General features: G+C 35.5%; 11 protein-coding genes. 6 read left to right on the top strand and 5 right to left on the bottom strand.

The features are described 5' to 3' along the window. Positions 1 to 61 precede the first annotated feature (61 nt). Complete coding sequence (murI, locus tag BUB90_RS03635; protein WP_073282959.1) at positions 62 to 874, top strand: glutamate racemase; 813 nt, start codon at positions 62 to 64, stop codon at positions 872 to 874. A gap of 24 nt (positions 875 to 898) precedes the next feature. Further along, entirely contained in the window at positions 899 to 1342 is a 444-nt protein-coding gene (locus BUB90_RS03630) for a DUF1934 domain-containing protein (protein WP_073282956.1), read from the top strand. Positions 1343 to 1430: 88 nt separating this feature from the next. Here the strand turns inward: BUB90_RS03630 and BUB90_RS03625 are convergent, their stop codons facing one another. The 4 genes from BUB90_RS03625 to BUB90_RS03610 form a co-directional block, all read right to left on the bottom strand. Next, complete coding sequence (locus BUB90_RS03625; protein WP_073282952.1) at positions 1431 to 1889, bottom strand: hypothetical protein; 459 nt, start codon at positions 1887 to 1889, stop codon at positions 1431 to 1433. A gap of 163 nt (positions 1890 to 2052) precedes the next feature. Next, positions 2053 to 2784, bottom strand: a complete 732-nt coding sequence (locus BUB90_RS03620; protein ID WP_073283775.1) for a lysophospholipid acyltransferase family protein — start codon at positions 2782 to 2784, stop codon at positions 2053 to 2055. 152 nt (positions 2785 to 2936) lie between these two features. Continuing rightward, positions 2937 to 4406 carry a M15 family metallopeptidase gene (locus tag BUB90_RS23780; RefSeq protein WP_073282948.1) on the bottom strand — a complete coding sequence of 490 codons (1470 nt, stop codon included), beginning with the start codon at positions 4404 to 4406 and terminating at the stop codon, positions 2937 to 2939. Positions 4407 to 4602: 196 nt separating this feature from the next. Further along, positions 4603 to 6066 carry a nicotinate phosphoribosyltransferase gene (locus BUB90_RS03610; protein WP_073282945.1) on the bottom strand — a complete coding sequence of 488 codons (1464 nt, stop codon included), beginning with the start codon at positions 6064 to 6066 and terminating at the stop codon, positions 4603 to 4605. A 186-nt stretch (positions 6067 to 6252) separates the two neighbouring features. Between BUB90_RS03610 and BUB90_RS03605 the strand changes: the two genes are divergently transcribed. From BUB90_RS03605 to BUB90_RS03595, 3 genes are all read left to right on the top strand, one after another. Continuing rightward, on the top strand, positions 6253 to 7209 hold the full coding sequence (locus tag BUB90_RS03605) for a DUF3298 and DUF4163 domain-containing protein (RefSeq protein WP_073282941.1): 957 nt from the start codon (positions 6253 to 6255) through the stop codon (positions 7207 to 7209). Positions 7210 to 7418: 209 nt separating this feature from the next. Continuing rightward, complete coding sequence (locus tag BUB90_RS03600) at positions 7419 to 7826, top strand: hypothetical protein (RefSeq protein WP_073282938.1); 408 nt, start codon at positions 7419 to 7421, stop codon at positions 7824 to 7826. A 22-nt stretch (positions 7827 to 7848) separates the two neighbouring features. Continuing rightward, positions 7849 to 8349 (top strand): double zinc ribbon domain-containing protein, encoded by a 501-nt coding sequence (locus BUB90_RS03595; RefSeq protein WP_073282935.1) that lies wholly within the window; start codon positions 7849 to 7851, stop codon positions 8347 to 8349. A 100-nt stretch (positions 8350 to 8449) separates the two neighbouring features. Here BUB90_RS03595 and BUB90_RS03590 read toward each other — a convergent pair whose 3' ends face one another. Next, positions 8450 to 10885, bottom strand: a complete 2436-nt coding sequence (locus tag BUB90_RS03590; protein ID WP_073282931.1) for a GH36-type glycosyl hydrolase domain-containing protein — start codon at positions 10883 to 10885, stop codon at positions 8450 to 8452. Positions 10886 to 11515: 630 nt separating this feature from the next. Here BUB90_RS03590 and BUB90_RS03585 point away from each other — a divergent pair. Next, positions 11516 to 12523 carry a LacI family DNA-binding transcriptional regulator gene (locus tag BUB90_RS03585; RefSeq protein ID WP_073282928.1) on the top strand — a complete coding sequence of 336 codons (1008 nt, stop codon included), beginning with the start codon at positions 11516 to 11518 and terminating at the stop codon, positions 12521 to 12523. Positions 12524 to 12539: the final 16 nt, after the last annotated feature.

Below are 12539 nucleotides of genomic sequence, written 5' to 3'. Positions count from 1 at the left end.
TTGTGCCTACGGCCCAAAGTTTGCAGGCTGTGGTAAAGGCTGGTTATTAGGAGGAAAGATCATGGATAAGAATGCTCCAATAGGCGTATTTGATTCTGGTGTGGGCGGATTGACTGTTGTACGTGAGATAATGAAACAATTACCGAATGAGAGGATCGTTTATTTTGGTGACACAGCTCGCGTCCCTTATGGCAGTAAGTCAAAGGAAACGGTTATAACATATGCAAGACAGATTGTTAAATTCCTTAAGACAAAAGAAGTGAAAGCTATTGTTATAGCATGTAATACTGCTTGTGCATTAGCGTTTGATATTGTGAAAGAAGAGAGTGATATACCTGTAATCGGTGTAGTGAAACCGGGTGCGAAAGCAGCAGCAGCTTCAACGAAGAATGGAAAAATCGGCATTATTGCGACAGAAGCTACCATACGAAGTGGAATCTATGAAGAGTTTTTAAGTCAAAGGAATCCAGAGGTACAAGTACATGGTAAGGCGTGTCCTCTATTCGTACCTTTAGTAGAGGAAGGGCTGTTAGAGGATAGTGTTACCGTAGAGATAGCAGGTAGATATCTACAATCCCTAAAAGAATATAATATAGATACGTTAGTACTTGGTTGTACACACTATCCTTTGATTCGAGATACGCTACAAAAAGTAGCTGGTGAAGGGGTCACCTTAGTAAACCCAGCTTTCGAAACAGCAAAATCGTTAAAGGAAATGTTAGAGAAAAACGGTATTGAAAGTGATAGAACAGAAACAGTAACGGATCATAAGTTCTTCGTAAGTGATGGTGCTGAGAAATTCAAAGTATTTGCCAATACGATTTTACCTTGTGATGTAGAACAAACAAAAGATATTAATATAGAACAATATTAGAAGAATAATATACAAGGAGTAAATATGACAAAGGATGTTTTAGTAGCAATAGCGGGACTTCAATATGAGCTTGAAAGTGAAGAACCTATTGAAGTTATAACTGCAGGTCAATACTTCTGTAAGAATGAAAAACACTATGTTCTCTATGATGAGATTTTGGATGAGATGAATGAAGTCTGCAAGAACAAAATTAAGATTGGCACCGACATGGTTGAGATCTTGAAATCAGGTGCTAGTAATGTTCACATGGTATTTGAACTTGGAAAGAAGAATTTGACATATTATAATACGCCTTTTGGCAGTCTGCTAATTGGTATAGATACAACGAAAATTGAATGCAGTGAATCTGAGGAAGCAATTGAACTTAACATCGAATACGGATTAGAAGTGAATTACTCACATGTATCAGATTGCAGTATAACAGTTAAAATTACACCGAAGAAATCAACAATGAAAGTAAATGTGTAACAAGATAGTCGCAGTTACCTTATAAGAAAAACCCTTAGTTTTTGTGAGAATTCAAAAACTAAGGGTTTTTCTATATTAAGAGAAGTGCTTATTTGCTTGTATTCGTAATTTTATTTTTCATTTTCTTAAAGAATCCAACTTTTTCTTGTTTGACTTCAAGAGTTCCACGAAGACCTTTTACATCCATGATGTAGATGCCGTTCATAACAGCTTTTACTTCCTTCTTAACTGGTACATGATCAAAGATCTTTTCATCACAAATTAACGTCATGATTTTTGGACCAATTTTGGCTTTGATAATTGGCACTCTAGAACGTCTAAGATATTTAGGTGTTTGGTCAACTACTATTTTAGGAAGACCAGCTTCTTTTAGTTTCATACGTTTCTTGTCTATTACTAATAAAGAGACTGTCTGAGCACCCTCTTTCATCTGTGCTTGAGAAACCTCTGATTTTTTCTGCATCTTGCTACCGAATATATAAAGTGCGATTAACGCGACAATAACAACAGCAAGTACGATTATCAATACAATAAGCCATGTTTGCATTTTATGTACCTCCTTCTTTCTTAATCTAGTTTTTAAAATGCCTTGTTTTATCTTCATCTTTGTAAAGCTAATTGTATGAGGACTAGTCATACCGTCCTATTATATCATTATTTATTACAAATGAAAATAGATTTCTGGAAAACCAAAAAAGTAATTTTATAGACTAAACGAGAGATTCATTCTTTTCTAACATTTCCTTAATAATACCTTGTACATAAGGGGCAAGGTGTTTTTTGTCTTCTGTTTGAAGCTCTTTAATATAGATTGGCTTTCCAAATTCAATGATTACATGGCCTTTTCGAATCCAAGGTAGATGTTGTTCGAATATAGCATCTGTATTATTCATAGCAACAGGGATGATGGGGCAACCCGATTTCTCAGCAATTTTAAAGCTACCCTCCTTGAATGGAAGCATCTCTTTTTCTTGATTCCTTGTACCCTCTGGAGCAATAAATATAGAATGTCCATTTTTAACTAACTCTATACCTTCAAGGATTGTTTTCATACCTTCGCGAATATTGTCACGGTCAAGGAAAAGGCAGTTAAGATTTTTCATCCAACTGCTGATAAAAGGAAGTTTATGCATCTCTTTCTTAGCTACGAAGCCAGTAAGTGTTGGAACAGAAGTATAGCCGACTAATATGTCAAAATAACTTCTATGATTAGCAACGTATAGAACTGGCTGGTCGCTTGGAATATTCTCTAAGCCAAGTACGGTTTTTTTAACACCGCATCCAGCTAAAATCACTTTGAAAGCAGTAACAACGATTTTTTGTGAACTTCGTACTTTGAGTTGTTTATTAAACTTTCCTATTATGAATTCAATAAATAGTAAAGGGATACTTAGTATAAAATAAATAAGCAAAAATAAAGCAACAAATAGTGTTTTCATTATAGTACCATGCCTTTCGTGTAAAAATAATAAGAGTATTCGAGATATCTTTACTATAAGATATACTCGCAATACTCTTATTATATCATAAAAAAATAATATTAACCATACAAAACTAGCTCGCAAACCCTATCCCAGTAGGATTTGCAGTTTCCTTAATTAGTACCGCCAGTACTGGAATTAAGTGAATTCGCAGTGCCACCTGATGTAGAATTTGTATCTGGATTAGAATTACCCGATTCAGAAGACTCTGTATCTCCATCAGTTGGGGCGTCTGGATTTGTTACTTGGTCACCAGAATTAGAGCCATCTGTGTTTGGATCGTTAGTACCTGTATCAGGTTTTTGGTTGTTCGATCCATTGTTATTGTTTGAATTACTGTCACCAGAATCCGGTTTCTTATCCGTGTTGGAATCCTTATCCGAATCCCCCTTGTTTGAACTGTTATTGTTTTTATCTTTATCTTTTGAAGTATCTTTATCCTTTGAAGTATCTTTATCTTTCGAAGTATCTTTATCCTTTGAAGTGTCTTTATCCTTCGAAGTATCTTTATCTTTCGAAGTGTTTTTATCCTTTGAAGTGTCTTTATCCTTCGAAGTATCTTTGTCCTTTGAAGTGTCCTTATCCTTCGAAGTATCTTTGTCCTTTGAAGTGTCTTTGTCATTCGTTGAATCTTTATCCGTTGTTTCTTCTTTATCGGAATCAGTATCTTGGGTGGAAGTATTGGATTCTGGAATCTCGTTAAGGATATCTTCCGGATCGTCTACATCAATAGCGTTATCATAATTATCAGTTGAATTCTCGTCTCTTGCAGGTGGAGTATAATTGTAATACTCTTCTAAAGTTAACTTGTTCTCATAAAGGTATGTAGCTACTTCTACACCGATATAACGAATGTGCCAAGGTTCATATGCATAACCTGTAATATCAGCTTTATTTTGAGGATAACGAATGATGTAGCCATATTCATGGGCATGCTCGGCAAGCCATTTGCCTTCTTCGGTATTTCCAAATGATTCGCTAAGACGATTTCCAATCGAAGGAGAGGAAACATCAATTGATAAGCCTGTCTGATGTTCGCTGTAACCTGGTTTAGCAGAATAACGGTTTGTGTAATCAGCACCTTTGGTTCTTAGATTTCTATTGTATATGGAACTTTGTCTTTCGTAAGAACGGTAGCCAGATACGCCAGATAATGTGTAACCATCTTCTAATGCTGCACCAAATAAGTTCTCAAGGGCTTGTGCAGCAGCTTTTCTTAATAAACGTTTCTCATCAGAGTAACTAAAACTGAATTTAACATCTGGTTCAGTTAAATCAGGTGGGATATAATCCGCTGGTAATGCATATTCTTTGTTTACGAATACACCCAAACTTTCGGGAGTAGTATCTATTGGTGCATTAGCTTTTACTTGGATTGTAGTAGTATCATCCGTGTTGTGAGAAAGAACCGGAACGGTATCAGTACTCACGGGTTCCTCTTTGTTACTTGTATCTTCCTCATTATAATAGTATTCATAGTCTTTGGGTTTATCGTTAGATTTAGACATAGAGGTAATTGATGAATATACAATAACGGAAAGAAGAAGTGTGGTTCCTACTATAACAAGTTTATTCTTACTCATAGTATCAGCCTTTCCTATAATTATTTATGAAAATTGACGTAAGTGTTAGAAAGTAAACAGTTTTTGATTACATCTACACAACACTCTCATTATAGCATAATAAATCGTAAATACTAGATTTATAGCAAATATTAATAAAATAGTAAGAAAAATGGAGTTTAATCTCCTGTTAAACTCCATTTTTTTCTGGAAGTACCTATTTATGGCTGTGTGAACGTGTGTTGTAATTGTCTAACAATTGATTCTTTAGGTGCCATAGTTCATTAGATAAGTCAACATAAACTCGATGAGGATTTACAAGACGTCTTGTCTCATCCCAAAGTGTAGATAATTCTTTTTGACAATATGAGCGAATGTCCATAACTTTTGGAGATTCGTAGACACATTTACCGTCAATGAATACAGGTACTAGAAGTTCACGTAAGGTATAATCGCCAGCTTCTAGATAGGTCTTCTTCCAAGTGGAGATAGGATCAAAGAGCAATAAAGGATTCTCTTCTGAGAATTTCTCGCCAACTAAAGCGATTAAATCAGCTTTTAATTTTCCGTTTTCTTTTTCGTATACACGATATACTGTTTTGTTTCCTGGATTTGTAATCTTCCATTCATTTTCAGATAATTTAATCTTCGGAATGAAAACACCGTCTTTCTTAATGGCAGCAAGTTTATATACACCACCAAAAGCAGGGCAATCTTTACTGGTGATTAGATTCGTACCTACACCCCAGGATGTAATAGCCGCTCCTTGGGTCTTAAGAGAGTCGATAAGGTATTCATCAAGGTCACTTGAAGCGCAGATAATGGCATCGGGATATCCGGCATTATCGAGCATTTTACGAGCTTTCTTAGACAAGTAAGCAAGGTCACCGCTGTCAAGACGGATACCGTATTTCTTAGGCATCTTACCAGCGCCTTTTAGCTCATCGAATACTTTGATTGCATTTGGTACACCACTACGCAACGTATCATAGGTATCTACTAAGAGCGTTGCATTGTTTGGATATAATTCAGCGTATTTACGAAAAGCAGTGAGCTCATCTTCAAAGCTCATAATCCAGCTGTGTGCATGTGTTCCAAGAGCAGGTACGTCGAATTCTTTCGCGCATAATACATTACTTGTACCAATACAACCACCAATTACAGCCGCACGTGCCCCTAATGTCCCAGCATCTGGACCTTGCGCACGACGAAGTCCAAATTCCATAACCCCATCGTCACCAGCTGCGTAAGCAACACGAGAAGCCTTTGTAGCTATTAAGCTTTGATGATTAATAATATTAAGTAATGCAGTTTCAATAAGCTGGGCTTCCATAATAGGAGCTATTACTTTCACAAGCGGTTCCATTGGGAATACAACGGTTCCTTCTTCCATAGCATAGATACTACCAGTGAATTTAAAATCGGATAAGTAAGCTAGAAAATCTTCTTCAAATATGTTCAAAGAGCGAAGATAATCGATATCTTCCTCATTAAAATGTAAGTTCTTAATATAATCAATTACTTGATCTAAACCTGCGGCAATGGCATAACCACTTCCCGATGGATTTGTTCTATAGAAAGCATCAAAAATAACGGTATCATTCGTATTATTTTTGAAATAGCCTTGCATCATTGTTAATTCATAAAAATCAGTTAATAATGTTAAATTTTGTTTCCCCATGCTCTTACTCCTTTGTCAGTACACAACTATTACTGAGTGATTAATGGTATATATATTCAAAATAATATCTAATATATTATAGCACGTTTCATTAAATGTACAATACAAATAGTTGACAAAAATTTGGGGTTAAGATACGTTAATGTAAGAAGATGTATAAAAACGGTAAATATAAAGGAGGGTGTTATGAGAAAGTCGAAAAGTTTTATGTTGATGTTGATACTTATGTCGATTCTGCTAATTGGCTGTCGGTCAAATTATCATACCGGGGCCAATACTGTAGATACGAAGGAGCAAACGCCGGATACAACTGAGGAAACACCAGAAACAACTGAGGAAACATCAGATACAACAGAAAAACCGTCAAATACTACGGAGCAAACGAAACGGGAGATTCCATATACAAGATTTGAGAATTGCCTCTATGTATGGGAGGATAAAGCTAATCCGGCACTATTACGTGGATATGTAACCTTAAGTGAGAATATAGAAAATAAAACTTACTATTATGGAGAAACCGATAGTAAGCTCTTAGAGAAGAAAGCAAACTATCCAGATGTTGTAGATGAATCACACAGTAAGATTAAGAAGGCGGTAGAGGAGGAAACTAAGAGGCTAAGGGAGATGTTTGAGGCTCGGGTTAAGGAGGCTTTAGATTCGGCAAATAGCATTGCACAAGGTGGTAGTATTGCCCCATATGAGTTTGATAACACTTGGCAGGTAATAAGAAATGATGAGAAGATGCTAACCATAGTAAGTTCTATATATTCATATGCTGGAGGGGCACATCCTAATCTGTATAAGGAAGTAACTTCCTACGATCCAATTAAGGGGAATAAATTAACCATTGAGTCAATAACAACGAATGAGAAGGAGTTCAGACAATTTGTAGAAGATGCTTTGAATGCATATGTAGTCGATAATAATTGTAGTGACTATTTGTTTGGTGAGAACGGATATAAAGAAGCGTTTAAAAACTGGGATAAGAATTGGTGGATTATTAATGGGTACCTATTCGTCGGTTTTAACACATATGATATAGCACCTTATGTAGCAGGTCCATTAGTGATACCTGTGGATCTAACGAAAGCGATGGATCTACTCAATGATTATGGGAAATCCTTGGTGAATGTAGCTGATTAATATTATATTGCAGGATCATATGCAATAAATGCTTCTATAAAATAATATATTATATAAAGAAATGCAGTGAAAAAGTAACAAAAATATCTAGAAATTTAATACATATTTTATAAAAATATTATAAATACTTGATTTTGTGGTAAATAAAGGTATAATTTTAGGTGAATAAAAATATAATTGTCTGATGATGCAGACAGAATGGGGATAATATGGAGAAAGCAAAAATTGGTATTTCGGTTGGTCTTTTAGGGGCAATCATGTTTTTTATGGGGACGATTAATATTCTTGGTGCAATTGTTATTGCTGGGTATATTCTCATAAAAGAAGAGAATGCTTGGTTAAAAAAAGCTGCAGTAAAGATGCTAATTGTAGTAGCTACTTTTGGAGTATTACTTACTTGTATGGGATTGGTAGATGATGTAGTAGATGTAATCAATGTGGTGATTAACTGGTTCACGTATAAGAGTATAAAACTTCCACTTGGAATTGATAATATTTATCGCTATGTTTGCTATTTCTGTCAAGATGCGTTGTTGGTATTACTAGGTTTTAAGGCTCTTTCTATGGGAACTGTAAAACTAGGATTCTTTGATAAAATTATAAATAAGCATATGTAAAAGAAAGACTAGGAGGGTTAGAATGGCGTTTTTTAGTAAGGTAGGAGAAAGCCTTTCATCAGCTAGTAAATCGGTTGCTGAGAAAGCAAAACAGCTTGCAGAGATATCAAGTTTAAATGGACGTATTAGTACGCAAGAGGAAATTATAGAACATGCCTATCTGGAAATAGGAAAACGATACTATGAAATACATAAGGAAAATCCTGATGAAAATTTTGAAGAGTTTTGTACCTTAATTAAAGAAGCCCTTGTACAAATTAATGTTTTAAAAGAAGAGATAAAGAAAGTTAAGGGAATACAGGTTTGCAATGCTTGTGGAGAGGAAGTTTCACAAGTTGATGCATTTTGTCAAAAGTGCGGGAATAAAATGAGTATGCCCGTTGCAGATGTTGAAATTACTCAAGAAGTAATTTTAGAAGCAATTACTGAAGAAAGGGTAGATGGCAAGGTATGCCAAACCTGTGGGAAAGCACAAGAAATAGGGGTTTCATTCTGCTGTGATTGTGGTACAAAAATAGAATAATTACACATCTTTAATATGCAAAAGCCCTGTAAGACTGTTAGGAGGTCATACAGGGCTTTTGGCTTATAGAACTAATTTCTTTAATGGAGTGAAGTAACTATTATCCAAGTGTAATTGTAACGTTGTACTCTTTCTTTCCGTCAACGAATGGAATAATATTACCGCTCATTTCTTGTCCGTCTACAACTAATTTAGCAACACCTTTTTGTGCGCCATTTGGATTTTCAACAGTGATATTGTATGTTGCATCACGGAAGATACGAGTAGCTTTGAATCCTGGCATATCACTTGGGATACAAGGGTCAACTACAAGACCATCGAACTCTGGACGGATACCAATAATATATTGTGAAACATTAACGAATGTCCAAGCTGCAGTACCAGTTAACCAGCTGTTCTTAGCTTCGCCATGACGAGGAGCATCAGCACCAGCAACCATTTGTGAATATACATATGGCTCTGTACGGTGGATTTCGCTAATATCTTCCACATAAGCAGGACAAGTCTTTTTGTAAATCTCGAATGCACGGTCACCACGTCCTATTACAGTTTCAGCGATAGAAACCCATGGATTGTTGTGGCAGAATATACCAGCATTTTCTTTGTATCCAGGTGGGTATGAAGATACCTCACCAAGATTTAAGTGATAGTCTTTATATGCAGGTTGTAATAACATTACACCGTATTTGGTATCTAGTCTTTCTTTAACTGAATTTAATGCTTTTTCAGCAAGACCTTCTTTCACACCGATTCCAGCAAGAACACAGAATCCCTGTGGCTCGATGAAGATCTGACCGTCTTCACATTCTTTAGAACCAATCTTTTCACTGAATGCATCGTATGCACGAAGGAACCATTCGCCGTCCCAACCGTTTTCAAGAACAGCATCATACATCTTGTCTACAGCTGCAAGTACAAGTTCAGCTTCTGCTTGGTTGCCTGTTCTCTTACATAATTCGGCATATTCTTTACCGTATCGTACGAACATACCAGCGATGAATACGGATTCAGCTTTACCACTTTCGAAGTTTGAACAAGTTTGGAAGGACTCGCCTGGTGTTTTAGAAAAACAGTTAAGATTTAAGCAATCATTCCAGTCGGCTCTACCAATTAGAGGTAAACCATGTGGTCCAAGGTTTGTTCGTGTGAAGTTAAAAGAACGTCTTAAATGTTCCATTAATGGCTGCGCTTTTGATTCATCATTATCAAATGGTACTGATTCCTCTAAGATACCAAAATCACCAGTTTCCTTAATGTATGCGGATACACCAGCGATTAACCATAATGGATCATCGTTGAAACCACTACCGATATCCATGTTACCCTTTTTGGTAAGTGGTTGATATTGGTGATATGCACTACCATCTTCGAATTGAGTGGAAGCGATATCGATGATTCTTTCGCGTGCACGGTCTGGAATTAAGTGTACGAAACCAAGTAAATCTTGGCAGGAATCACGGAATCCCATACCACGTCCAGTACCTGACTCGTAGTAAGAAGCAGAACGTGACATGTTGAAGGTAACCATACATTGATATTGATTCCAAGTATTCACCATTCTAGTAAGTTTATCATCGTTTGTTTCTACTGTGTATTTTGATAATAGAGTTGTCCAGTGCTCTTTTAATTCATCAAGAGCTGTTTCAACTTGTTCGTTTGTTTCAAACTTAGCTAACATTTCTTTAGCTGGAGCTTTATTAATTACACCAGGGGCTTCCCATTTGTTATCTTCATCAATTTCAAGGTACCCTAATACGAAGACATAAGACATCTCTTCACCAGGTTGTAGGGTTACATTAATGTTGTGAGAACCAATTGGAGCCCAACCACTTGCTTTGGAATTAGTAGATTTACCTTGTTCTACAACGATTGGACGATTAACACCGCGGTATGCACCAAGGAACGAATCACGATCGGTATCATAACCATCAATAGCAGTGTTTACAGCATAGACTGCGTAGTGATTTCTTCTTTCTCTATATTCTGTTTTATGGTAGATAGCAGAACCCTCAATTTCAACTTCACCAATACTGAAATTTCGTTGGAAGTTTGTCATATCATCAACAGCGTTCCATAAACAGAATTCTATGTATGAGAATAAAGAAATATCTTTGGCTTGGTTGCTAGTATTCTTAAGTGTTAAGCGGTTGATTTCACAATTATTATTTAGTGGAACGAATGCAGTTAATTCAGCAGTCAATTCATTCTTAGTTGATGTGAATACACTGTATCCAAGGCCGTGACGGCAGCTATAGGAATCAAGTTCTGTCTGAACTGGTTGCCAACCTGGATTCCAGATGGTATCGCCATCTTTAATGTAGTAATAACGACCATTCGTATCAGTTGGTATATTATTATAACGATAACGTGTTAAACGTAATAATTTTGCATCTTTGTAGAAACTATATCCACCACATGTATTAGAAATTAAAGAGAAGAAGTTCTCGCATCCTAAATAGTTGATCCATGGAAGTGGAGTAGTAGGTGAGGTAATAACGTATTCTTGTCTAGCGTCATCAAAATAACCAAATTTCATCTTATTCATTCTCCATTCTTAAAATAAATAAATTCACAATTCGATATCGAAAAGATACCATATTTACAGTCTTGATAGGATACGTAAGTGTTAGTATAAACCAAAGTTATGAAAACGATTAAGTAACTAATTAAACTTATATCCTTTATAGAATCAGTATATATTACAATTGGAATAAAAGCAATATACAACCCAATCTTTGTAGTAAATCAACAAAAAACTCACTTTTATATATGCGAAATATACAATTGAACAGTAAATTCGAATAAAAAAGCAGACATTCTTAATAAAAAGATTAATAGATTATAGTATGTGTAAATATGCAATTATATTAGAATAAATTGTAAAATTAAGTGGAAAAATAATAAATACGAAAAAACAAAAAGATGTTATATAAGGACTTACTAAAGTATAAACATTTTATTGTACATATTGTACAAAAATAAAATAAGAAACTTGTATATATATTGTAATAGTACAAATAATGTGCTATAGTTAAGGACGAAATCGTTTAAGCAAATAAAGATAGGTTGCAGATATTTTTATCAAGATTCTCTAACATTTTTTTGCTTATTTGTAGAAAATGTTGTATAATGTCAAAAGTATAGTCGTTATTTGGGGGAAATATATATGGTATCGATGAAGGATATTGCATTAAAGTGTAAGGTTTCTGTTGCAACAGTCAGTAAAGCCTTAAATGATCACAGTGATATTAGTCAAGAAAAAAAGTTAATAATTAAAGAAACGGCAAAAGAAATGGGGTATTTCCCTAATTCGGCAGCGCGTGCTTTGAAGACAAATCGTACCTATAATATAGGTGTGTTATTTGTTGATGACGCCAATAGTGGACTTACACATGAGTATTTTGCAAGGGTATTAGAGGGGTTTAAAGTTGAAGCGGAGAAGAATGGTTATGATATCACATTTATTAATCACCGCATTGGGGTTCGAACGATGTCTTATTATGAGCACTGTATGTATCGTGGTGTCGATGGTGTTGTAATTGCATGTGTGAATTTTAATCATGAAGAAGTACTAGAATTAATTAATAGTGACCTACCCGTTGTCACAATTGATCATATTTTTAACAATAGAATTGCTGTTATTTCGGATAACGTTAAAGGTATGCATGACTTAGTTGAGTATGTTTATCAAGCAGGACATAGAAAGATTGCGTATATACATGGTGCTGATTCTTCTGTTACAACGGACCGACTAGCAAGTTTTTATCGTACACTAGAAGAGTTGAATGTAGAAGTGCCGGATGAATATATAAGAGAAGGTGCTTATCATGACTCGCAGAAGGCGGAAGAACTTACAAGGGAATTATTACAGTTAAAAGAACGTCCAACTTGTATCTTCTATCCAGATGATTTTGCTTGCATTGGTGGTATTAATGTAATCAAAGGATTAGGGTACCGGATTCCAGAGGATATTTCAGTGGTTGGTTACGATGGTCTTACGATCTCCGATGTATTAGAACCAAAGCTAACAACATTAAAACAGGATACCTCTCGATTAGGAAGAGAAGCGGCAATACATTTGGTTAACTTAATTGAAAAACCAAGAACTGCATTAATTGAACGTGTTGTAATAGCGGGAAAGATTCAGCTTGGTAAGTCTGTTAAAGAGATTTAAGTAACGAGTTTTTGGA

This window comes from Anaerosporobacter mobilis DSM 15930 (genome assembly GCF_900142955.1).
GTDB lineage: Bacteria > Bacillota > Clostridia > Lachnospirales > Lachnospiraceae > Anaerosporobacter > Anaerosporobacter mobilis.
Note: the sequence above shows the minus strand (reverse complement) of the source record. Positions and strands in the feature narration are given on the sequence as shown.